This is a genomic window from Mucilaginibacter gynuensis (assembly GCF_039541195.1).
GTDB lineage: Bacteria > Bacteroidota > Bacteroidia > Sphingobacteriales > Sphingobacteriaceae > Mucilaginibacter > Mucilaginibacter gynuensis.
In genome coordinates this window covers 571,256-594,915 of the sequence record NZ_BAABFT010000003.1, presented here as the reverse complement: position 1 = coordinate 594,915, position 23,660 = coordinate 571,256, and the positions used below count along the sequence as shown (strand labels likewise).

Sequence of the window (23,660 nt, the reverse complement as noted above, 5' to 3'; positions counted from 1 at the left end):
ATTTATGGCTTAATTGTATTTACAAGCTAATTAATTTACCACACAATTACTTATGGTTTCACTTGAAGTTTGCGCAAACTCTACCACATCTGCGCTTGCTGCTCAAGAAGGGGGCGCTGTTCGTGTAGAATTATGCGATAATTTGAACGATGGTGGTACCACTCCTTCTGCCGGCCAAATTTTAACAGCACGTAAACTGCTGCATATCAAACTCTATGTTTTGATCCGTCCACGGGGCGGCGATTTCCTTTATAACGATACTGAATACGACATTATAACATCCGATGTAAGGTTTTGCATTGATTCGGGCTGCGATGGTATTGTAATAGGTATACTCAAAAGTGACGGAACCGTAGATAAAGAGCGTTGCCGCGAACTGGTACAACTGGCAAAAAAATGGGGGCTTGGCGTTACTTTTCACCGTGCCTTTGATATGTGCGTTGACCTTTACCAGGCATTAGAAGATATTATTGAAATAGGCTGCGACCGCATACTTACCTCGGGTGGTAAAACATCGGCCATTGAAGGCGCCAGCGTGCTTAACCACCTGGTTGAAAAAGCGGCGGGCCGTATCACCATTATGCCCGGCTGCGGCGTTAACGAACATAATGCTGCCGATATAGTTAAATTTACCGGCGCTACCGAATTACATTCTACAGCAAAAACACGCATGCCAAGCCGTATGGAGTACCATAACGACCATATTATAATGGGTAGTTTTTACGGGGATGAGTATGGCACCGATGTTACCAGTGCCGATAGGGTGCGCGAAATAATTAAAGTAGCTAACAGCTAATTACTTTAATTATTATTCCGCTTGTTATTAGTATTCAAGCGGAATAATAGGTTCTTTCTTACTGGTCGACATGATCATCATCGTATGGAAGGTTTTAACCACGTTAATGCGGCTTATCTTTTCCATAATCAGTTGCTCATACGATTTTATGTCGCGTACGTATACCTTCAGCAAAAAGTCGCACTGCCCGGTTACGTGGTGGCATTCGGTAACTTCTTTTATTTGCTGTATGGCTTCCAAAAATATCTGTATGGTGTTGCTCTGATGAAAATCGAGCGATACCTGTATAAATGTTTTAATGCCGAGCCCTAACTTCTCTTCGTCAACCAGGGCATGGTAACTCTTTATATATTCTGAATTTTCGAGCTTGCGTACACGCTCTAATGTAGGTGCAGGCGAAAGACCGATCTCATTTGAAAGCTGTAGATTGGTGATTCGTCCGTTCTCCTGTAATATTTTTAGTATCTGTAGGTCTATTTTATCAAGTTCAGCGGCCATCGTGGTGCAAATATATGTTATTCCATGCTATACAAAATAATATTTTTTGCATGCACAAGTTTACAAAAATATATTCTACGCACTAATTAGGCAAGTCTAATTTTATATATTAGCTATAAATAATTTATTTGTATATTGCATAAACATCTGCAAGCCCCGCTTGTTGTTTTAATTAATAAGCAGTTATGATAATTTTTTCTGATATCACTTCATGAGCAAGCACAACGAATCATTAGGTGATGTACACAATTCCGTAAATACCGAAAACAAAACCGGGTGGCGTAAAATACTCGCATTTATTGGCCCGGCCTATTTAGTAAGCGTTGGTTATATGGACCCGGGCAACTGGGCAACCGATATTGCAGGTGGTAGCGCCTTTGGCTATAAATTGATATGGGTGCTGTTGGCATCAAACTTAATTGCCCTGCTACTGCAATCGTTAAGCGCACGTTTGGGCATTGTACGCGGGCTCGATCTGGCTCAGGCCTCCAAAAACACCTATCCCCGCTTTACCAACTTTTGCCTCTATATACTGGCGCAGGTAGCCATCATAGCCTGCGACTTGGCCGAGATCATCGGGATGGCTATAGGTTTACAGTTATTGTTCGACCTGCCTTTGATATGGGGCGTGTTGCTCACCATTACCGATACCATATTGCTGCTCTTTTTAATGAACAAGGGCATGCGCAAGCTCGAAGCCTTCATCGTATCCATGATATTTATTGTAGGGCTTTCCTTCCTTACAGAAATGTTTATCGTAAAACCCGATGTGGTGGAAGTGGTTAAGGGTTTCGCGCCAAGTTTTCTGTCGGGTAAGTCATTGTACATCGCTATTGGTATTATTGGCGCTACAGTAATGCCGCATAACCTGTACCTGCATTCGTCGCTGGTGCAAACCCGTAAAATTTCACGTACGGATGAAGGTATCCGGTCGGCTATAAAGTTCAATTTGTTTGATACCGTTATAGCGCTTAACCTGGCATTTTTGGTAAACGCGGCCATACTTATTTTAGCGGCGGGCGCGTTTTTCACCAACGGGCATTTTGAGGTAGCCGAAATACAGGACGCCTACAAACTGCTCGAAAGCATCTTCGGTAAAATGGCCCCGGTACTGTTTGCGGTAGCCTTGATCGCGTCGGGCCAAAGCTCAACCATTACGGGTACACTTGCCGGACAAATTATTATGGAGGGTCATATCAACCTGCGTATCGAGCCATGGCTGCGCCGTCTGCTTACCCGTATACTGGCTATTGTACCCGCCGTGATCACCATTATTTACTTCGGCGAAGATTCATTGGGCAACCTGTTAATATTAAGCCAGGTGGTGTTGAGCCTTCAGCTGGGTTTTGCTATTATCCCGCTGATCCACTTTACATCCGACAAAAAACGCATGGATAAGTTTGCCATTGGTCCACTGGTTAAGGTGGGTGCATGGGCAAGCGCGGTAATTATTGTAGGGCTTAACGTAAAACTGGTATATGAGCAAATCATTACCTGGCTGCACGATTATCCCGGCGCTACTATGTGGATCTACTTTTTAGTAATCCCTATTATTATAGGTATAGCGGTATTGCTGCTGTATGTATTTATTCGTCCGCTGATGTTTAAACACCACGAGAAGCCTCAATTGTTACCGCACGGACTGGCTTTAGCTATACATGATATTGAGGCGATCTCTTACAAGAACATCGCCATTACAATAGATTTTTCGAAGAACGATTTCAACACCATCCGCCACGGTATTATGCAAGGCGGCAAGCACGCCAAATATACTTTAATACACGTGGTAGAAACCGCCGGGGCGCGCTACCACGGCACCGATGTAATGGACCTTGAAACGCAAAGCGACTTCACTAATCTCGAAAAATACGTAACCGACCTTAAAAACCTTGGCTACAAGGCCATTGCCAAAATTGGCTACGGTATGCCTGCCACTGCCATTGCCGATATTACCAATGCTGATAAGATAGATTTTATAGTAATGGGGTCGCACGGGCACAAGGCGCTTAAAGACCTTATATTCGGCACAACCGTAAATTCGGTGAGGCATAAGGTGAACGTACCGGTGCTGGTTGTTAAGCCACAACCAAAATAATTTGCATATTTGCAGCAAAAGAGCAGGAGATGAGCCAGGATAAGATCTATATAAAAAACAAGAAGGCCTATTTTGAATACCACATACTGGATAAGTATGTGGCCGGGATACAACTGCTTGGTACCGAAATAAAATCGATAAGAGAAGGCAAGGCGAATATTAACGATGCCTTTTGCACCTTTATTAATAACCAGCTATATGTACGTAACCTGCATATCTCTGAATACTCGTTCGGTTCGTTTTATAACCACGAGGCCAAGCGCGACAGGATTTTACTACTCAACAAAAAGGAGCTGAAAAAACTGTTGGTTAAAGGCGAAGAACGTGGTTTTACCATTGTACCAATTGCATTATTCATCAGCGAGCGCGGTTTTGCCAAGCTGGAAATAGGCCTTGCCCAGGGTAAAAAGACCTTCGACAAGCGCGAAACCATGAAAGAACGCGACACCAAAATAGAGATGGACAGGGCGATGAAACGGTAACCCCCCGGCCCCCTGAAGGGGGAGCTAATATGCAACGATAACAAAGAAGGCCTCGCTAATGCAAGGCCTTCTTTGTTACTCTAATTTTTTATTAAATTTCGGGATGAAACCGCAATCACAATATCAGCCGCAGTTTATCAAGGCAATTCCCTGGGACAAGATTGAGGAGCATTACTCGCAACTCATAGTTGATCATGGCTTTGAATTTCAAAACATACTCTCCTTAGTGCAATACATATCCAATACAGGTTTAAGCGAAAAGCTATTTGGCTATACATCTTTGCACAAATTGGTTATAACAATTTACGATACTCCCGAATGGAACAGGGAATCACTGCATGTAGAATTAGAAACCGCGACCGGGAAAGTGTATTTCACTTATCACTCCAAACCTTTTGAAAAGGTTGTAGAACGTTGTTATAATGAAGATGAGATAATAAGCGGATTTATCAAGTATGTAAAAATGCTTAAATGGTAACAAGATTCTTCATTCCTTTCCCCTTCATCTTTTTTCCTGATTCCTGATCTTATCCCTTGCTTTTCAAAAGTTCCCCCTTCAGGGGGCAGGGGGGTTACCACGCCCTATCACCTACCAGCGGTACAAACCGGAAGGTATCGAGCACAATTTTTTCGTAATCGTTTTCGGCTACTTTTAGTACGGTTACCATTTTCTGGGTTTGTTCGTCCCCTACCGGAATCACCAATATACCGCCTATGCTAAGCTGTTGCAGCAGTATATCCGGCACGAAGGGTGCGCCGGCGGTCACTATAATTTTGTCGTAAGGCTGATGTTTGGCTATGCCTTTTGAGCCATCGCCTAAAAAAAACTCGGGTTTGTAGCCCATGTAGGGCAATACCTGTATGGTGCGTTCGTATAGCTTTTCCTGGCGTTCAATGGTGTATACTTTTGCGCCAAGTTCTAACAGCACACAGGTTTGGTAGCCACAACCGGTACCTATCTCCAATACCTTATCGCCCTTTTTTATGTGCAGCAATTCGGTTTGGTAAGCTACGGTATATGGTTGCGATATGGTTTGCCCCTCACCTATCGGGAAGGCGATATCCTTGTAACTCTGGTTCCAGAAAGTTTCATCGAAAAAATAATGGCGGGGAACTTTGCCTATTGCCGCTAATACCTGTTCATCTTCAATGCCCTTCTTTTTTAATACTTCAACCAATCTTTTCCGGGCGCCTTTTTCGCGGTAATTATCAACAAACTTATAAGCCATTTGCAAGCAAAGTTATACATAAAACCCAGTTTTTGGCGCTTGCCTGTAGCTACGAGTTACCAACAGGTTAAATTTTTCGTGCTATGTAGCACAAAGCCAAACCGCTACGTAATTACTAAAAATACAAAAATGAAATACCCCAATATAATGAGGCATGGCTTTGTGGCAGTAGTAGCCCTGTTTTTAATGTACGGCTGCCGAAAAGATAGTCACATCAGTGATCTAAAGACCGATGCCATTATACTCGACCTTGGTAACCCTGCCGCCGATGGCTGCGGCTGGGTGATACGGGTGGGCAATATCGATTACAAGCCCGAAAACTTAGAAAGTAAATGGGAACGTGACAGCCTTAAGGTGCGCATAAACTACGATATGATGAAAGGCTCCTACTCCTGCGGTATAGCGGCCAATATCGGCTTCTCGTATATTCATCTTAATGATATCAGGGAACGATAATTAATATGGGTCAACATCGGGCTGTACTATGCTGCCTTTGCTTAGTTTGGTGGTTTGAAACTCGGTGATCACCTCCCTGATGATGGCTTTGGCCTTGGCTATTGATACGCCATCCTTCTCAAATTTCAGCATGATCGATTTGATATAATAGTTCCGGATTCTGCTGATGAGCGGCGCTTCGGGACCAATCACCCTGTCGCCAAAATGCTTACGTAGCTCGTTGCCCAGGTATATGGCCTGGTTATGCAATATCTCGGGGTCTTTATGCTTGATATCGAGATTGATGATGCGGTAATATGGCGGATACTTAAAGCTTTTACGTTCCTCCATTTCGGTAAAATAAAGGTCGAGGAAATCGTTGTCGATCACCTGCTTTATCACCCTGTGCCCGGGATCATACGTTTGAATCACCACCTTACCCCGCTTACCCCTGCGCCCTGCGCGGCCGCTCACTTGTGCCAGCATCTGGAAACTGCGTTCGTTAGCCCGGTAATCCGGGAATTTCAGCAGGCTATCGGCACTGATGATACCGATAACGGTAACATCTGAAAAGTCCAGCCCCTTGGCTACCATCTGCGTGCCTACCAGTATATCTATCTTTTTCTCTTCCAGATCGTTCAATATATTTTGCAGCGCGTTGCGCGAACGCGTGGTATCCAGGTCCATCCGGGCAATTTTGGCGTTAGGTAACAGCAGGCTTAGCTCATCCTCTACCTTTTCGGTACCGAAACCCTTATACTCTAAATGTGTAGAACCGCAGGCCGGGCATATATTTGGCGTATCTTCCTTATAGCCGCAATAATGGCAATGCAGTTTCTTGCTGCTTTTATGGAAGGTAAGGCTCACATCGCAATTAATGCACTTGGGCGTGTAGGCACATATTTTACAGATGAGCACCGGGGCATAACCACGCCTGTTTTGGAACAGGATCACCTGCTCCTTATTATCCAGCGCTACCTGCATATCGTTCATCAGCACACTGGTAAAGTGCGACTGGATGAGTTTCTTTTTGGTTTCTTCGGAGATGCTCACCACCTCAATATCCGGCAGCTCTACCCCGCCGTAGCGTTCGGTGAGCTCTGCAAGACCAAACTTATGGATACGGGCGTTAAAATAACTCTCGAACGATGGCGTAGCCGAACCCAACAACACTTTACCTTTATAGGTAGCTGCCAAATAAATGGCAGCGTCGCGGGCATTGTAGCGCGGAGCCGGGTCGAATTGTTTGTAAGATGTTTCGTGCTCTTCATCTACAATGATCAAACCCAGATCATAATACGGCAAAAACACCGATGAGCGGGCACCCAATATAACTTTGTATTCGTTATTGAGTACCTTTTGCCAAACTTCGGCACGTTCGTTATCGTTAAATTTGGAGTGATACACGCCTATACTCGCCCCAAAATAGTTGCGAAGCCGCTCAATAATATGGGTAGTAAGCGCAATTTCGGGCAACAGGTAAAGCACCTGCCTCCCACTGGCTATCATCTCTTCAATCAGCCTGATATAGATCTGCGTTTTGCCCGACGAGGTAACGCCATACAGCAACACGGTATCTTTATCCTCAAACTGCCTTTTTATATCAATAAATACATTTTGCTGCTGCTCGCTCAGGGTAAAAACCGCGCCGTCATCCTCATTTTCATAATGCAGGCGACTAACGTTTTTTTCTTCGGCCACAAAAACTTCCTTATCAATAAGTGCTTTAATGGCCGCGGCACCGGCACCGCTTTCTTCTATGAGCTCGTTTTTGGTGATGGCTTTTTGATGGCGCGATAGTTTGATATACGCCAGCAAGGCATCGGCCTGTTTGGGGGCACGTTCAAGAATATTGAACAGCTCCCGCATGTTATCCTGATCCTGGTAGATGCGGTTAAGCGTGATAAAAGTGCGCCTGCGTGGTTTATAGCGGTCGCTTACCTCTTCGGATATATGGATGATATTCTTCTCGAACATCAGCTTCAATAGAGGCATCACCGTTTTTTGGCCCAGCAGCTTTGCAATATCACTAATGGTGAGTTCGGGTTGCAGATCGAGCGCTTCCAGTATTAGGAACTCTTTATCGTGCAGGGTGGTTTTGTCAACCACCATATCTTTATTAACGGTTATTTTGGTTTCGCTGGCCAGCTTAAGGGCGGCAGGCAACGCGGCGTTCATCACCTCGCCAACATTGCACATATAGTATTCGGCCAGCCAGTGCCAAAATTGTAACTGGGCGGTTGTTACTATCGGCTGGCTATCCAGTACCTCCAGTATATATTTAGCCTCATATTTTTCGGGCGCCTGGTCGCCAATGGATGATATGATGGCCGTGTAAAGCTTGCTTTTGCCAAACTGCACCACAACGCGCTTGCCAATGGCAATAGCATCGTTCATATCATAAGGTACGCGGTAGGTATAGTTTTTAGCTATCGCCAAAGGCAAAATCACCTCAACGAACAGCGTTCTCCTGCCGCTATAATGTGCATCAGCAAACTCTAACATCTATGTTATATTACTTATTTCTGATGGCTGCCAAAACAACCAGTACCCAGCCTACTATAAAAAACAAACCGCCAAGTGGTGTTATAGGGCCAATAATACGTGTAAGCGTGTCCAATCCTAACAGATCGCGGCAGGCCAGCAGGTACAACGAACCCGAAAAAAACACGATGCCTAACGAAAAAAAGTAGTATGCGCCTGCAATTAATTTGTTTTTAAAACGTGTAAATGTAGACAGGAACAATAACGCGAAAACGTGGTAAAACTGATAATCAACGCCTTTTTGCCAAATTTCTAATTGGGGTTGTGTAATGAGGGCCTTTAAGCCGTGAGCGCCAAATGCACCTAATATAACTGCCACTGCGCCAAACAGCGCGGCGGTAATAATAATTTGTTTGTTCATTGAAGATATTAAAAGGCTAAGTTAACCAAATTTGAAACTATACTTTAATGCCGTGTTGTAATTATCTAACTTGCGGTGCAAACATATAATGAAAAGGATCATCATTGTAACTATACTTTTGCTTGTAGCCGCCGGATACATGACGGTAGCTTATTTCAAAAATTTAAGTCCGCCGGGTTTGCATACCAGCCAGGTGATGAGCCACATACCCGGTGATGCCGCCTTTATATTTGAGTTTAGTAACGATAACGGGTTCGACGAGATTTTTCAGGGAAATACACTATTACCTGCCGTGGCAGGCAAACAAACCCTCGATGAACTTAGCCTACTGCGTGAGCAGGTACTGACAAAAACATTACTTAAAAATTATTTTTACGGTCAGGATATCTTCATCTCCCTGCATCCTGCAAAAAACGACAGCCTTAATTTGCTCATTACCATACCCGCGGTAAAAACTTTAGAGGAAGGCATATTTAATAACATTGGCAAAAGCAACCTGCTGGTAAGTCCGTATACTGTGGCAGGCAAAAAGGGCTATACCTTTTTTGTAAAAGCACTTAACAGGCGCTTTTATACCATAGTAAATAACAACAATATACTAAGCGGAAGTTTTTCTAAAGAACTGATAGAGACCACAGCCGCTTACGACGATAAAAAAAAGCAGCCTTTCGAGCTGCTGCCTGCCAAACAAAATTCAAATTCGCCGGCCAACCTGTATGTGAACTACCGCGAACTGAATGCGCTGTTCGATAACCTTTTTAAAAACAGCAATACCGATATATTTAAAAGCTTCAGGGTATTACCGGCAACCGCGGTGCTCAGCTTAAATTATAAAAGCGATGCTTTGCTGTTTAACGGCACCACCACTACTGATAAAACCGCGCCTACCAGTTACCTCAACCTGTTCAGCAATCAGCAGCCGGTAAATAATCAGCTTAAAAATATCTTTCCGTCAACCACGGCCTATTTTATCAACTTTGGGGTGGCCGACAGTAAAAAATTCACTACCGATCTGGCCGACTGGTACCGCAAGGCTAACCAAGCTAAGGAGAAAGCAGCCTTACTCGCCAAAATTAAAAACGAAACTGGCGTAAACCTGCAAGCTAACTTTAACAGTGCCCTTATGCATGAGTTTGCCATAGTTACCACCCGCTACCAGGAAAAACTGGGTATTATCGCCATTAAAGACGGCTCTAAGCTTAAACCCACCATGCTGAACATCAGCACGGGCATGAGTGAGAACAGCGGACGTTTTAATTACGATAAGGTGCCTTATTTTTTACTGGGCGATGCCTTTGGTATTTTCCGCAAGCCTTATTTTATGGTGATTGATAATTACCTGCTGCTTGCCAACAGTTATGCCGAACTGGAAAGCTATTACGAAACCTACATTAACGGTAAGTTTTTAATAAAGATGGATAGCTACAACCTGTTTGATAACCTGCTGGCGCAAAGCAGCAATGTGAACTTCTATCTTAATTTCAAAAACTCGCAAACTATATTAAGGCGTGATCTTAGCAAGCCGATGTACGATCTGTTTAAGAAAAACGAACCCGGCTTTAACGATTATTACGCGCTGTCGTACCAGCTCACCGCGTCGGACAAAAACTTTTACACCAACTTTTGTATGAAGCTGAACCCGGCAGATACTACATTATCTGCAAATAAATAATTGTTTTGTTATAAACTATAGTGGCTTTACTGCGTTTTAACATTAGAATGTTAAATTGCAACGCAACCGTGTTTGAGGTGCTGATTTGCAAACAGCCACTAAGTTTCAAGCACACGTTATCGTATTTATGAAGAAAAGTCTACTGTTTTTTGCACTCTTACTATCCTCTGTTAATCTTTTTGCACAGCAACTGGCACAATATAATACCGAAACTTTATTTGATTCGTTCGAGAATCCGTCGCAACGCTCCTTTATTCGCGATTCGAGCCGGATGTTCGCCTCCAATTTTCTTTTCCCTACCGCGGGCACCGATCTGGTTATTACCGGCAACGCGCAGGTATCTTTAAAGAGCCGTGCTTTTGATGCCCGCTACAACAACAGCGCCCTGCAAATTGGTCAGGGCAAGTTCAATCACATCACCGTTAACGCCAATATATACTTGCTGATGTTCAAGATATATACCAGCCAGGATGGAGATCAGGAACTGGGTTTCTCCCTACAATCAAGAGGTGAAGGAAATGCTTTGTTTACCGACGAAACCGTGGCCCTTTTTAACGGTTCTGGTAGTTTTGAAACAGGTGCTTACAATAATCCATTCAAAGGAAATGCCTACTACCAAACGTACCATCAGTTAGGTGTTACTTACCGCGAAAAGATAACGCCCCGTTTTGCATTAGGCTTAAAGCTTAATTTTTTGATGGGTGCGCAGTATCAAAAACTAAAGATCTACAATTCATATATCGAGTTCAATGATCAGGACAATGCGATTTTGGCCCTAAACGCGCAACGCTATACTTCGCATGTGGAAGGCACATCAGGCGCGCGCGATTTTAAACCGAGCCTGCGTAATCCGGGTTTATCGTTCACGCTGGGCGGCTCATATAAAAATGATGAGGGAGTGGTTTTTCAGGGAAATTTAAAGGATGTAGGTTTTATCAGGTGGAACAGCAAAGCCAGCATATACAATATTGACGGCGCTACCATGCTTACCGATTTGAGTACAAGGCAACGTGAGGACAGTACGAGCGCGCAATTATCAAGGTTGTTAAGAACGGGGAACCTCGAAACAGGGCATTTCTTTACCCCTACCGATGGCCGTGCCGAACTAAGCGCGTCAAAGGCGTATTGGCTAAATTATGATCAAACCTGGAAGATGTCGCCATCCATCATCGTTAACAAGCAACTATTTTACTCGGGCTTTACTGCCGCCGTGGTAAACCATATACAGTACAAAAAATGCATAGTAACGGTGCTGTCATCGTATAACGACCTTAATTTGTTAAGCTTTGGTGGGCAGTTTATGTTTAAAACGCCTAACGCGGAGTTCTTTTTAGGCAGCGAGCGGGTATTTGAAACCGGCCGGACCATACTGGCGGCTTATGGCCGTCAATCGCAAATTACTCATTCGGGGGCTTTCACCGGTGGCAACCTGTTTTTTGGGGTATCGTTTAAGTTCGGTAATTATATAGAAAGCCCGATGAATGCCAGCCGTATGCCAAGCGGCGAACCGGGCTTTTTTGGCAGGTTATATCACAGGTTGTTTAAGAGCAACTAATTATAGCGCCTTTTTACCGGCAATAAAATCTTTAAGATAGTAAGGTTCAAAATAAGCCACATCTTCAAAAGCCTTATCGTTAAACTTTTTCAAAGCCAATTGGCTAAGGTGTGCCGCGTTGTTTTGAAAGCTGGGAGAAAATATCGCGTTATTGTTTGCGCCTAACACTGCTTCGCACTTGTCCGCGCCATCGCCAAAAAATAATATTGGGTTGTTTTGCAGTTCGGTAGCTAAACTGTTTTCATCGATAATTTCGGCGGCGGTAGCTTTTACACGGTTGCCTTGCATATCAAACAGGGCGGTGTAAACCTCCATACGGCGGGCATCAATCATGGGGCACAATAAAATATCTGCCTTATTGTAAGCAGCTGCCAATGGCATAGCACCATAGGCCATAGCTTCTAATGTTTCAATAGCGATGAGCGGCTTATCCAGCGCGTAGCATAAACCCTTAGCGGTAGATACACCAATACGCAGCCCTGTATACGAACCCGGCCCACAGCTTACCGCAACGGCATCCACATCAGCATAAGTTAACCCGGCGGCGTGCACCAGTTCTTCAATAAAAAGGGTAATTACTTCGGCGTGTATATTGCGCTCGTTAATTTGCTTTTGGGCAATAACAAGGCCCTCTTTAGCCAGCGCTACAGAACAAGAGGTAGTAGCAGTTTCAATTTGTAGTATTATGCTCATGTATTCTCAGGGTACAGGATCGTGCCCGTGGCCTCCCCAGGGGTTGCAGCGGGCAATGCGCTTCAAAGTTAACCATCCGCCTTTAAAAGCGCCATGTTTTTTTATAGCTTCTACACCATACTGCGAACACGATGGCGTATAACGGCAGGACGCGCCCAGCATTGGCGACAGCAGGTATTGATACAGCCTGATGAGCATCAAAAAAAATGCCCCGACAATGCGGTTAAACAGCCTGATCATTTACTTTGCTAATTTGCTCGCTCAACTGGGTTAACAGCTTTACCATCTTTTTCTCAATAAAATCATACTCGGCAATATCCTTGCCTATATAACTTAACGACAAAATAATGTGCTTATTTGATGCCTGTAAAAAATTGTAAAGGTGTTGCTGTTTATTGAGGCGGTATGCCTCGCGCGAGCGGCGTTTAATGGTATTACGGTCAACAGCGTGTTTGTACCGCTTTTTGGCAACCGAAAACATTACCTGCACAGGATATTGGCCGGCATTATCAACAAGCCGCCACGATGCCTTATAAGGATAACATAAAAAAGAAGAACCGCTATGAAAAAGACTGTCAATAAGCCCTTTGTTACATAACCGTTCTTCTTTTTTGAAAGTATACATAGTTGCTGGCTCCAAACCAAAAAAATTAACTTGATCCGGCTGAAGTTACCGCAACGTAGAAACCGGAATTACGCTTTATGACGACGCTCGTCAGACACGGTTAACCTTTTTCTGCCTTTAGCTCTTCTTGAAGCTAAAATCCTTCTGCCGTTAGCAGATGCCATGCGCTCACGGAAACCGTGCTTATTTCTTCTTTTTCTTTGAGAAGGCTGGAACGTTCTTTTCATTACTTTATATTCTTAATATCGTCTTTTAAAAACAAGAGCGCAAATGTAGTGGTTTTTTCGCACTTGTCAAATAGTACCGTTGTTAATAATTAGCATTAAAGCCGTTATTTATTAACATTTGCACAATATTAAGCCTTTTTAGCTGCCAGCAAGTCGCGTATTTCGGTAAGTAACACCTCTTCGGTGCTTGGTGCAGCCGGAGCGGCAGGCTCTTCTTCTTTTTTCTTTTTAAGGGAGTTGATACCTTTTACCACCAAAAATATACAGAATGCCACGATGATAAAATCGATAACACTGTTAATGAACATACCGTAGTTGATGGCTGTTTCGGGTTTATCGCCCAGTGCAGGTTTAAGCACGTACTTGGCATCTTTAAAATCGATACCACTTAGCAGCAGCCCCAGCGGCGGCATTATTACATCGTTCACCAATGAGGTTACTATTTTACCAAAGGCGGCACCAATAACAACACCCACTGCCAAATCGACAACGTTGCCACGCATGGCAAATTCTTTAAATTCCTTTACAACTCCCATAAGTTTCAGTGTTTAGTTGAATAAAGTTAAAAAAAATCGGCAGGCTAAAACAAATATTTTCTTTTATCCTTTTATCAACTTTAAGTATCGATAAGCTTAACTTATTTTAAAGTTAGGGGTATTTGATGTATTTTTGGCCTACTACTAATTATGTTAAAACAGAATCTTCAACAAAAGCTATTACAAAAGCTGTCGCCGCAGCAAATACAATTTATAAAATTGTTGCAGGTGCCTACAGTATCTCTCGACACCAGGATAAAGGAGGAATTGGAGGAAAATCCGGCACTTGAAGACCTAAGTTTAACTAACCTTAACGAACCCGAAGAACAATACCCCGACCGCGACCCCGACGAAGACAATTACAACAGTGATAACGAAAGCGGCGAGGCCGATGAATTTAATATAGACGACTATTTGCAGGATGATAACCTGAACGATTATGGCTCGCGCTATGATCAGAACGGCGATGATGAAGAAGATAAGAAAGAAATGCCTATCGCTATTCAAAGCTCATTCTTTGAAAACCTGCAAGCCCAGCTTGACCTTTTGCCTTTAACCGAAAAGGATTTTATGATAGGCAAGCAGATCATCGGCAGTTTAGATGACGATGGTTACCTGCGTCGACCCATCATGTCGCTTACCGACGATTTGGCCTTTTCGCAAAACGTAATGGCCGAAGATGAAGAGGTGGAGGACATGCTGAAGGTGATACAAAGCTTTGACCCTGCCGGTGTTGGCGCGCGTACCTTACAGGAGTGCCTACTGATCCAGCTCCGCAAAAAGGATAACAATACCGACCCGATCATAAAAAAAGCCATATTGGTTGTTGAGCATTACCTTGATGAGTTTACCCGTAAGCATTACGATAAGCTCGAAAAATCGCTCAATATGGATTCGGCGGAATTACGTGGGGTGATCAACGAGATATTAAAGCTCAACCCAAAACCCGGCGACTCAAACGAGGTGAATACCAAGCAAATGCAGGTAATACCCGACTTTCATATCACCAATAATGATGGTTCGCTGATATTAACCCTCAACTCCAAAAACGCGCCTGAACTGAAGGTAAGCCGTTCGTACCAGGAGATGTTTCAGCATTACGATAAGGCATCGCAAAAGGACAAAAAACTGAAAGAAGCGGTACAGTTTGTAAAGCAAAAATTGGATTCGGCCAAGTGGTTTATTGATGCTATTAAGCAGCGCCAGCAAACTCTGCTGAAAACCATGAACGCCATAATGCAGTACCAGTACGATTTCTTTTTAACCGGCGACGAAAAGAACCTTAAACCGATGATACTGAAAGACATTGCCGACAGAATAGGCATGGATATATCAACCGTATCGCGCGTAGCCAACTCCAAGTACGTGCAGACTGAACATGGTACCTTTCTGCTGAAATCCTTCTTCTCTGAAGCCATACAAACCGAAAGCGGCGAAGAGGTATCAAACAAAGAGGTGAAGAAAATACTGGAAGAACACATTGGCAAAGAAGACAAGCGCCACCCCCTTGCCGACGAAAAACTCACCGAAATACTCAAAGAAAGCGGCTACAACATAGCCCGCCGTACCGTAGCCAAATACCGCGAACAAATGAATATCCCGGTAGCGAGGTTGCGTAAGGAACTTTAGGTTTTAGTTTTAGAAGTAAGAGTTGAGATTCAGGAATCAGGATGTAAGATTTTCCTTATACTGTCATTCTGAACGCACGGCTGTTGGGAAGCCTACTTGTCATCTCGACCGTAGGGAGAGATCTTCTTCGCCATTCATGTCTGCCACTTGCTCGAAGCAGAAGATTTCTCCTCGTACCTCGTTCGAAATGACATGAAATTTAATCTTCCGAGCTTCTGTCATTCTTCACTACGTTCAGAATCTTCTTCGCCGGACCTGCTTGTGATAGATGTTTCGTTCCTCAACATGACAGTTTGTGTATGTGTAAAAGATACTCCCACCCTGTCATTCTGAACGCAGTGAAGAATCTACAACGCAGGACCTGCCAGTGATAGATGTTTCCTTCCTCAACATGACAGCGTACAAGGAAAAAGCCCACTGATCTATGCTCTGGTTTTTGAATTTTAACTTTTGAATTTTTACTTACTAAAACCCGTGTTGAGGCGATAGCAGCTTGTACTTGTTGTTAAGCAATATACCTAATACGATCTCGTGGGTACCGTTACTAACGGTACGCAAGGCTGATGTGGTATAATCGTACGAGTAGCTTACGTTGAATATGGAGTTGATATTAACGCCCAGCAGCGCGCCGAATGAATCGCCTTTGCGATATGAGCCGCCTATCCATAAACGATCGCTGAAGGCCAGTTTCATGTTTACATCAAAGGTTACCGGTGTTGGCTCAATTATCTTTAATAAAGTTGATGGCAACAGGGTGATCTCATCTGTTAAGAACACCTTAAAACCCGCGGTAACAAAATAATGCGGTACCGTTTTGCTATCGGCAGTATTATCGCTAAAATATAGCTTTTGCGTAAGCAATTGTTGTGCTGATACCCCTGCAAACCATGTTGATGAATATGCCCATGCACCCACACCCAGGTCAGGGTTCCAGCGGCTATAGGTATTGCCTCGCAGTACAGGGTCTATATCGTTCTCGAAGGTAAGCTTTGAGGTATTTAAGCTGTTATAGTTAGCACCTGCGGATACACCTACGGCCAAATTGAGCGTTGGCGACAAGCCCAGATGATAGGCATAGGTAGCATTAATATTGGTTTGGTTGATAGGGCCCGTAACATCGTTCACCACCATTAAACCAATGCCGTGATGCGGTTCGGCGGCCTGATAGTTTTGGGTGTATAGTCTGCTTAACGGGTTTTGTCCGCCGTAAGATGGCATAGCCGAGGCATCGCCCTGCAAAAAGTTACTACCCAATGGGGCGTTAATGGTAAAATAACTGGTAACGGGCGCGCCGTCTAAACCGGTCCACTGGCTGCGGTGGCCTACTTTCATATCGGTATAGTTTTCTATACCGCTTAAAGCAGGGTTCAGCAAGTAATTATTGAGCACATATTGCGTGTACTGCGGCTTTTGCTGTGCTTTGGCTAACCCGGCACCGCATAGGGCCACTAATACTAAAAAGTAAAATTTCTTTATCATCGTAATATTGTAACATTACCGGAAACCGGTTTATGTCCGTCTTTTAAATCAATTATATAATAGTAAGTAGCTGTAGGCAAGCCGGCTCCGTTTCGCGTTCCGTTCCAGCCGTTGCCATAACCTGTGCTTGTATACACCTTATCGCCATACCTGTTAAATATAGTAATTAAACAGTTAGGGTAATCTTCTATATTTTGAATTTTCCATGTATCATTAGCACCGTCGCCATTCGGCGAAAACGTATTCGGTACAATTATTTTACGCAATACCTTAACAAACACATCTACAGTAGTTTCGCATGCGCCCGATGATACTGTTAACTGGTATTTGGTATCAACTGCCGGGTTTGCTGTAGGCTGCAAAATATCCGGATTGCTAAGTCCAATCGACGGTGACCATTTATAAACCAAGCTTGCGCCGCTTGCCTGCGCTGTTATTAACACCTGCCCACCTTCAAAAAACGTATACTGCGGCTTTACATCTATTTTTGGCAATGCGTTAACCATTACGTTAAACGTAGTGTTAAAATCACATCCCTTGCCCGATAAATAGGTATAGTTTATTTCGAATATACCCGGCCCGGCCACTTTAGGATCAAATACCCCGGTTGATGATACGCCCCTACCCGTAAATGTGCCTCCGCTGATTAATGTACCATTTTCTGTTTGGCCGAATGTTAGCGGCGCGTCATCCTCACACACCACAATATTGCCTGTTGGCGAAAGCGCTACGTAAGGCTGGGCATACACAGTTATTGGCAACTCAAACTCCCTTGAGCAATTTTCGCCCGAATACACAACCATTTTCACACGGTAAGGTTTGCTCTCCGGCAAAGTAAACGTATCATATTTATGGGTATACTTTCCATCGGCAGGCATGTTATCAATAGTATAAACCTCTTTATCATTAGGGTGACCGTCCAAATCAAAATACCATTCTACCCTCACAATACTACCTACATTAACCGTTGCATTGTTTATAAAAACAACATCGCGGTTACTGCACAACCTATCTTGATCCTCTACACTAAAACCACCGGCAAACTGATCGCCGTTTATGGTGATGCGGTTTGTACGTTCAACAACACAACCTTGTTGCGTGGTAACTGTTAATTTAACATCATAAGTACCCGGTGTGGCATAACGATGTGATGGATTTCTATCGGTAGATGCATTCAAAGCACCCGAGCCCGCATCTCCAAAATCCCACTTAAAAGTAAAGGTGGCATCGTTTTGGGTAGCTATCAAATTTTTGTAGGTGAACTGTGCGGGGTCGTTAACGCAGGCCTGTGCCATAGTAAAATCAGCATCAGGACTAAAGCCTACATCTACAGAACGAGAGCTTATACTGATACAGCCATTGGTATTTTCGGCAGTTACCTTAACGGGATAAACACCCGGTGCGGCGTAGGTATGCTTTACTGTGTTAACAGTTAATGCTTCAGATATAGTTCCGTCGCCAAAATCCCATATCCATTTGGTAATGGTATTGAGCGCGTTGCCGGTGCCTGTAAATTCTATTTCTTTACCAGAACACACCATTGCCGATGTATTGAAGCCTACAACTGGCAAAGGCTTAAAATTTACCACCTTGCTAATTACATCGGTACAACCATTTTCGTTAGTTACGGTGAGGGTAATGGTATGATCGCCGGCTGTGTTGAAAATATGTTCGGGGTTTTGCTGATCGGAGGTAGTCCCGTCGTCAAATTGCCATAGCCAGGCCTTTATCAAAGTACCATTCGCGGCGCTTTTATCGTTAAAAATTGCGTTTACACCGGCGCAGTTAGCGGTTACATCAAACGCTGCAACGGGTAGGTTAGCTACGTTAAAATCAAACTCTACCTCTTCAGTCGAGCCGCAATCATCACCTGTTGGGTTAAAAACTTTGGCCATCACCACGTGGTCGCCTATGCTGTAGGTTTGTTCGTGATATTCATACACATACAGCGTTTTACCGTCTTTTTCCTTTGTGGTAAATGGTGGATCATTAAACGGTCCGGCAGTGGTGCCATCGCCAAAATCCCAGCTAATAGTATTGGTTTTATAAGGTAATGTGAGTTGTAATTTATAGCTTGTACCTACACAACCGGCGGTTACCGATTCGCCAGTTATCGGGTCATGCAATACAACCCGCTCATTTAGGTTAGCCAGGTTGGTGCCGGCTGCATACCCGTATGATTCGTTATTCCCGAAACCGTAAGCAATAGCGTTAAAACCCTCTTGTGCAGATATGTTATGCGTGCCTACTCCCACGCTGATCTGGGCGTATGAATATTCATTATTGGTGGCCTGTATAGGTTCAAAAATTGTGTACGGGCTACCATCCAGTACAAATGATGAAACTGCTGTAGTTTTTATAACAACATTTATAAAATTATTTTTTATCGCATCCTTATCTGTTGAGTAAAGAGTTACATGATCAATAGTTTGTTCGAGCGGATTTAAATAGATCATTTCCGGATCACCAATATCACCACCGCTAAACCGGCAATCAAACGTTTGGCCTTGGGTAACAGCGTATTGCGCCACCTGTATAGGTTTATCAGCTGTTATATATTGAGTGCCTTGTAAAATTAACTCTATAAACTGCGAACCTGTATTTGGCGTTACCACTGCTCCGTTTAACTTCACCTCTGTTTGAGGGTCACTCAATACAATACGGTAGATATCAAAAGTGCGGCTGGCTAATGGTACAGTTATATAATTTTTACCCCATGCCGCGGTTGGGTATACCTGTTGAAAAAGATTATCTGAGGAGAATTTGTCCAACTCATAAACACAACCTATACCTATTTTTGTACTGCCCGAAAACACGGCTATCTTTTTGCAGGGTTCATTGGTAGTACTGAAAGAATTTACGGTAGAACCTGTAAGATCAGTTTCTGAATCAACCTGGTAAACTTCCCCCTTTTTCAAAAAAACATTAAATGGCTGATTGGCCGGCTTACCATCAGTAAGCTGCTGGGTAGGATTTATGACAACCTGGGTATTATCCTCTGTTGCAACTACCAAGATTGTTGAAAACGCCTTCCTTCTCTCCCCTTCGGCGTTTGATTTTTGGGTGTAATTGATAGAGATATATTTTTTACCCAAAGTATTTACGGGCAATAGCAATGTTGCACCCGATACACTTTTGGCATAAATATGCGCATATACAGCAACTGGCTTGCCCGCTGTAATATGGATACCTTTAAGCGATTGACCCGGCCCTCTGATGTAAGCGGATACAGGTATATCTACTATAGTAACCTGATTTGCCCTAACTGTATAAGGGAGTGAGAAAGCGCCATTTGCCAGTTCAACCCTACCTGATGTATTTACGTCAGAAGTAATATATAGCGCCATCTGACTGGGCCTTTCGCTCGCATCGGCAGCGTAATAATGCTCCATGTAGGCCGTCCAAAACTCAGTACCCTTGTTACTGGTGTTAGATTGTGCGAAGCTGTTCTCCGCAAAAAAAAATAAAATAAGGAGCAGTAGTGCCCTGAACATCCCCCTCACGCAATTTATAATTAATGGTTAGCCTGTTGCCGCAGGGGCAACGCTTATAAAAATACATAAAGCATTTTATATATCAAGCCATTAACACAAAAAGCACTGATTGTATTTATCCTTTTAAAAGAATTTATTGGGATTAGGCACCAGGTTCAGGAACGATTCGAAGTTTTCGGCATACTGCGATTGATCGAGCTTGTAGTAGAACGCGCCTTTTTTTGATGATTGCTTATCTTTTTCGGTAAGTTTTACCAGCAAACCGGTTGATAGCAACTTGCGGCTAAAGTTACGGTCGTCAAACTTAGTTTGGTAAACGCCTTCGTACAAGGCTTGCAATTGCGGAATGGTAAACTTTTCGGGCAGTAGTTGGAATAATATAGGATGCAATGCCGCTTTGTACATCAGTTGCTTGCGGGCCTGCTTTACCATTTCGTTGTGGTCAAATATCAGGTCGGGCATGTCATCCAGCAAAAACCATTCGGCATGAAAATCGTCATTCAGCTGTTTTTCATATTGATGAATATCGATGAGTGCATAGTAGGCGATAGAAAGGGTGCGCTCCACCGGATCGCGGTCGGGTTTACCGAACACGTTCAGCTGATCCATGTACACGTTATTTAAACCTGTACGTTGTTCTAAAACACGGTTGGCGGCTTCATCAGGGGTTTCTGATGGTTGTATAAAGCCGCCCATAAGGCTCCACTTGTGTATTTCGGGTTCAATGCCCCTTTGCACAAGTAATAATTTAATATTCGATCCGTCAAAGCCAAAAATAATACAGTCTGTTGCTACAAGTATCCTTTTTTCGCCGGTATATTTTTGCATGCTTAATGGCAAGGTTTAATGATATTACAATATATGAAAAAAACACGCTGAACCAGTCAGCGCGTTCTTTCTATTTACTACTTTTTGATGATCCTCTTATAATCAGTTCGGTATGCAGGGTTATCGCCTGGTTCTTTTCAAACTCCGTTTTTTTATCCAGCTTGTTAAGCAATATGGTGATCACGTTGTCGGCAATCTCCTCTATCGGCTGCGCTATAGATGTTATTTGCGGTGTATGCAGTTCATACGCGTCCGAGTCGTCAAAAGTTACTACCGCAATATCGTTTGGTATACTGATGCCCAGGCTCTGCATTACTTTTAAACCGCAGGTAGCATCGTGGTTGGTACCAAACAAAATGGCATCAATGTTCTTTTTCGATTTCAGGAACGAAGTAACGGGCTCAATCAGATTTTTCTTATTCAGCGTAAACGGCAGCTCTTTTACCAATGGTTTCAGGTCGTTTTCTTTCAGCGCCATTTTGTAACCCTTTACCCTGTCGGCCATTTGGGTTTGGTTGGAGAAGAAGGTAATAAGCGCGATGTTTTTATACCCCTGCCCTATCAAATGCTGCGTAGCATTGTAGGCGCTAAACTGGTTGTTTATCACCACGTAATCTGTATCAACCGTTGGCAAATACCTGTCGAACATTACTACCGGCATGTGGTCGTTCAGCAATGAGGTAATATCCTCTTCAATACCTTCCGGCGGCGACATGATATAACCGTCTACGTGCCTATCGCGAAACATATTGATCAGTTCCTTGGTTTTTTGGGTATCGTTATAGGTGCTGCAATAAATGATCTTGTAGCCATTTTTATAAGCCCTATCCTCAATTAAACGCGCTATGGCGCTAAAGAACGGATCGGAAATATTTTCAACCATTAAACCAATGGTATTTGATTTACCCGTACGCAAACTCTTAGCCAGCGAATTTGGTTTGTAGCCAACCTCTTTAACCAACTTTAGTACACGTTCTACCAGCTCGGCACTTATCCTTTTTTCCTGTGCGCGGCCGTTCAAAATGAACGATACCGTGGTTTTTGATATATTAAGTTTATCGGCTATATCTACTATGGATAATCTCTTTGCTGACATTTGTTTCCTGCTCTAATTTTAGTTTAATAAGACTAATATATTACCATTTCAACAAAAAACAATTTTTTGGTAAAATTTTACTAAACGATTAACTAAACGTTAAGCACTTTGCTTATTCAGTTTAGGATACAGGTACCCAAAGAAGAAAATTACCGAATAGCAAATGATTGGTAAATAGTACGCATGCGCTACACTATGGTTGGCCACTTTACCCATTAAATAAGGGAATACCGCGCCACCAACTACACCCATTACAATAAAGGATGAACCTTGCTGCGTTTTTTTACCCAAATCTTTAAGGCCAAGGCTGAATATGGTAGGGAACATGATACTAAAGAAGAAGTTAAGGCATATCAGCGCTATAAATGACGTCCATCCCCAGGCTTGTGCAATGATAAGGCACATAGTGATACTACAAGCCGCGAATATGGCCAGTAATTTGTATGGCTTAATGTAAGGCATTAAACCGGTACCCACAGCACGACCGGCAATCATCATCACCATACTTGCTGAGAAATATCCTGATGCCTCACCATCTGTCATCCCCATAATGTCGTGACCGTAATTCAGGAAGAATGCCCATGTACCGCCTTGTGCCGCTACGTTAAAAAACTGAGCAATAGCAGCAAAAACAAAGTGTTTGCGTTGAAACAGGCTCTTTTCTACATGTATCTCTTCGCCTATAGCATAGGTATCGGTTGCAATAACATGCGGGTCGGTAAGCGGCGGAACTTTCACAAAAGCGAAGCACAACCCTATCAGGGTAATTACCGAGCCTATTACCACATATAATATTTTTACGGAGATCAAACCTCCCATAGCGGCAAAAGCACCGCCAAACACAAAGAATTTACCAATCAGCGGGCCTATTACAGCGCCTACACCATTGAAGGTTTGCGCGAAGTTTACACGCTGATCGCTGGTGCGCTGATCGCCTAATGAGGCTACGAAGGGGTGTGCTACTGTTTCAAGCGTTGCCAAACCGCAGGCCAGAATAAATAACGCTATCCTGAAAAAAGTAAATGACTCGGCGTTAGATGCGGGTACGAACAGGAAAGCACCTACCGCATACAGAAACAAGCCCAGCAATACGCCATTCTTGTACCCGAATTTTTTCATAAATAAACCTGCGGGAATACCCATTACGGCATAAGCGCCAAAAATAGAGAATTGCACCAGGCCCGAATCGGCTTTTGATACGCTCAATACACTTTGAAAATGCCTGTTAAGCACATCGCCCATGGTAATGGCTATGCCCCAAAGCATAAATAATGAAGTTACAAATGCGAAAACAACATAAAAGTTCTTTTCCGTTAGTTTTGGTTTCAGGTCCATACAAGAATTGTAAAAAAGCTTAATTGGTTTGAGTTATTGCCGCCTAAAATA

At 43.4% G+C, this 23,660-nt stretch carries 22 protein-coding genes; 8 read left to right on the top strand and 14 right to left on the bottom strand.

Annotation, left to right across the window (positions count from 1 at the left end; translation table 11 throughout):
• Window positions 1-52: 52 nt before the first annotated feature.
• Window positions 53-796 carry a copper homeostasis protein CutC gene (locus ABD894_RS08770; RefSeq protein ID WP_345210634.1) on the top strand — a complete coding sequence of 248 codons (744 nt, stop codon included), beginning with the start codon at window positions 53-55 and terminating at the stop codon, window positions 794-796.
• Between the two features lie 27 nt (window positions 797-823).
• On the opposite strand, the gene ABD894_RS08765 is transcribed toward ABD894_RS08770, so the two are convergent.
• Complete coding sequence (locus ABD894_RS08765; RefSeq protein ID WP_345210633.1) at window positions 824-1,294, bottom strand: Lrp/AsnC family transcriptional regulator; 471 nt, start codon at window positions 1,292-1,294, stop codon at window positions 824-826.
• Between the two features lie 211 nt (window positions 1,295-1,505).
• Between ABD894_RS08765 and ABD894_RS08760 the strand changes: the two genes are divergently transcribed.
• The 3 genes from ABD894_RS08760 (at window position 1,506) to ABD894_RS08750 (ending at window position 4,349) form a co-directional block, all read left to right on the top strand.
• Window positions 1,506-3,389 carry an Nramp family divalent metal transporter gene (locus ABD894_RS08760; protein WP_345210632.1) on the top strand — a complete coding sequence of 628 codons (1,884 nt, stop codon included), beginning with the start codon at window positions 1,506-1,508 and terminating at the stop codon, window positions 3,387-3,389.
• Between the two features lie 29 nt (window positions 3,390-3,418).
• The gene (gene smpB, locus ABD894_RS08755) at window positions 3,419-3,871 is read left to right on the top strand and encodes an SsrA-binding protein SmpB (protein ID WP_345210631.1); all 453 of its coding nucleotides are present in this window, start codon (window positions 3,419-3,421) and stop codon (window positions 3,869-3,871) included.
• 103 nt (window positions 3,872-3,974) lie between these two features.
• Window positions 3,975-4,349, top strand: coding sequence for a hypothetical protein (locus tag ABD894_RS08750; RefSeq protein ID WP_345210630.1), 375 nt, complete (start codon window positions 3,975-3,977; stop codon window positions 4,347-4,349).
• A 94-nt stretch (window positions 4,350-4,443) separates the two neighbouring features.
• On the opposite strand, the gene ABD894_RS08745 is transcribed toward ABD894_RS08750, so the two are convergent.
• Window positions 4,444-5,100, bottom strand: coding sequence for a protein-L-isoaspartate(D-aspartate) O-methyltransferase (locus tag ABD894_RS08745; protein WP_345210629.1), 657 nt, complete (start codon window positions 5,098-5,100; stop codon window positions 4,444-4,446).
• Between the two features lie 129 nt (window positions 5,101-5,229).
• Between ABD894_RS08745 and ABD894_RS08740 the strand changes: the two genes are divergently transcribed.
• Window positions 5,230-5,556: a hypothetical protein gene (locus ABD894_RS08740; protein ID WP_345210628.1), complete on the top strand. Its 327-nt coding sequence runs from the start codon at window positions 5,230-5,232 to the stop codon at window positions 5,554-5,556.
• On the opposite strand, the gene priA is transcribed toward ABD894_RS08740, so the two are convergent.
• Entirely contained in the window at window positions 5,557-8,040 is a 2,484-nt protein-coding gene (gene priA / locus ABD894_RS08735; protein WP_345210627.1) for a replication restart helicase PriA, read from the bottom strand.
• A gap of 10 nt (window positions 8,041-8,050) precedes the next feature.
• Entirely contained in the window at window positions 8,051-8,440 is a 390-nt protein-coding gene (locus tag ABD894_RS08730) for a DUF423 domain-containing protein (RefSeq protein ID WP_345210626.1), read from the bottom strand.
• Window positions 8,441-8,528: 88 nt separating this feature from the next.
• Between ABD894_RS08730 and ABD894_RS08725 the strand changes: the two genes are divergently transcribed.
• Both ABD894_RS08725 and ABD894_RS08720 read left to right on the top strand, forming a co-directional pair.
• Window positions 8,529-10,112 (top strand): hypothetical protein, encoded by a 1,584-nt coding sequence (locus ABD894_RS08725; RefSeq protein ID WP_345210625.1) that lies wholly within the window; start codon window positions 8,529-8,531, stop codon window positions 10,110-10,112.
• 127 nt (window positions 10,113-10,239) lie between these two features.
• On the top strand, window positions 10,240-11,667 hold the full coding sequence (locus tag ABD894_RS08720; protein ID WP_345210624.1) for a DUF5723 family protein: 1,428 nt from the start codon (window positions 10,240-10,242) through the stop codon (window positions 11,665-11,667).
• Here the strand turns inward: ABD894_RS08720 and tsaB are convergent, their stop codons facing one another.
• The 5 genes from tsaB to mscL all read right to left on the bottom strand — a co-directional run bounded on the left by tsaB (window position 11,668) and on the right by mscL (window position 13,748).
• The gene (gene tsaB, locus ABD894_RS08715) at window positions 11,668-12,360 is read right to left on the bottom strand and encodes a tRNA (adenosine(37)-N6)-threonylcarbamoyltransferase complex dimerization subunit type 1 TsaB (RefSeq protein ID WP_345210623.1); all 693 of its coding nucleotides are present in this window, start codon (window positions 12,358-12,360) and stop codon (window positions 11,668-11,670) included.
• 6 nt (window positions 12,361-12,366) lie between these two features.
• A complete protein-coding gene (gene yidD, locus ABD894_RS08710) occupies window positions 12,367-12,600 on the bottom strand; it encodes a membrane protein insertion efficiency factor YidD (RefSeq protein ID WP_345210622.1) in 234 nt (77 codons plus the stop codon).
• On the bottom strand, window positions 12,584-12,985 hold the full coding sequence (locus ABD894_RS08705; protein ID WP_345210621.1) for a ribonuclease P protein component: 402 nt from the start codon (window positions 12,983-12,985) through the stop codon (window positions 12,584-12,586). Before ABD894_RS08705 ends, yidD begins: the two co-directional genes overlap by 17 nt.
• A gap of 68 nt (window positions 12,986-13,053) precedes the next feature.
• Window positions 13,054-13,212, bottom strand: a complete 159-nt coding sequence (rpmH, locus tag ABD894_RS08700) for a 50S ribosomal protein L34 (protein ID WP_345210620.1) — start codon at window positions 13,210-13,212, stop codon at window positions 13,054-13,056.
• Window positions 13,213-13,340: 128 nt separating this feature from the next.
• Window positions 13,341-13,748: a large-conductance mechanosensitive channel protein MscL gene (gene mscL / locus ABD894_RS08695; RefSeq protein ID WP_345210619.1), complete on the bottom strand. Its 408-nt coding sequence runs from the start codon at window positions 13,746-13,748 to the stop codon at window positions 13,341-13,343.
• Window positions 13,749-13,898: 150 nt separating this feature from the next.
• Between mscL and rpoN the strand changes: the two genes are divergently transcribed.
• A complete protein-coding gene (gene rpoN / locus ABD894_RS08690) occupies window positions 13,899-15,377 on the top strand; it encodes an RNA polymerase factor sigma-54 (protein WP_345210618.1) in 1,479 nt (492 codons plus the stop codon).
• A gap of 465 nt (window positions 15,378-15,842) precedes the next feature.
• On the opposite strand, the gene ABD894_RS08685 is transcribed toward rpoN, so the two are convergent.
• The 5 genes from ABD894_RS08685 to fucP form a co-directional block, all read right to left on the bottom strand.
• Entirely contained in the window at window positions 15,843-16,856 is a 1,014-nt protein-coding gene (locus ABD894_RS08685; protein ID WP_345210617.1) for a PorP/SprF family type IX secretion system membrane protein, read from the bottom strand.
• Window positions 16,853-20,350, bottom strand: coding sequence for a PKD domain-containing protein (locus ABD894_RS08680; protein WP_345210616.1), 3,498 nt, complete (start codon window positions 20,348-20,350; stop codon window positions 16,853-16,855). The genes ABD894_RS08685 and ABD894_RS08680 overlap by 4 nt, the downstream gene beginning before the upstream one ends.
• A gap of 123 nt (window positions 20,351-20,473) precedes the next feature.
• Window positions 20,474-21,178 (bottom strand): NUDIX hydrolase, encoded by a 705-nt coding sequence (locus ABD894_RS08675; RefSeq protein ID WP_345210615.1) that lies wholly within the window; start codon window positions 21,176-21,178, stop codon window positions 20,474-20,476.
• A 70-nt stretch (window positions 21,179-21,248) separates the two neighbouring features.
• On the bottom strand, window positions 21,249-22,274 hold the full coding sequence (locus tag ABD894_RS08670; RefSeq protein ID WP_345210614.1) for a LacI family DNA-binding transcriptional regulator: 1,026 nt from the start codon (window positions 22,272-22,274) through the stop codon (window positions 21,249-21,251).
• Between the two features lie 99 nt (window positions 22,275-22,373).
• Window positions 22,374-23,609 carry an L-fucose:H+ symporter permease gene (gene fucP / locus ABD894_RS08665; protein ID WP_345210613.1) on the bottom strand — a complete coding sequence of 412 codons (1,236 nt, stop codon included), beginning with the start codon at window positions 23,607-23,609 and terminating at the stop codon, window positions 22,374-22,376.
• Between the last annotated feature and the right edge of the window lie 51 nt (window positions 23,610-23,660).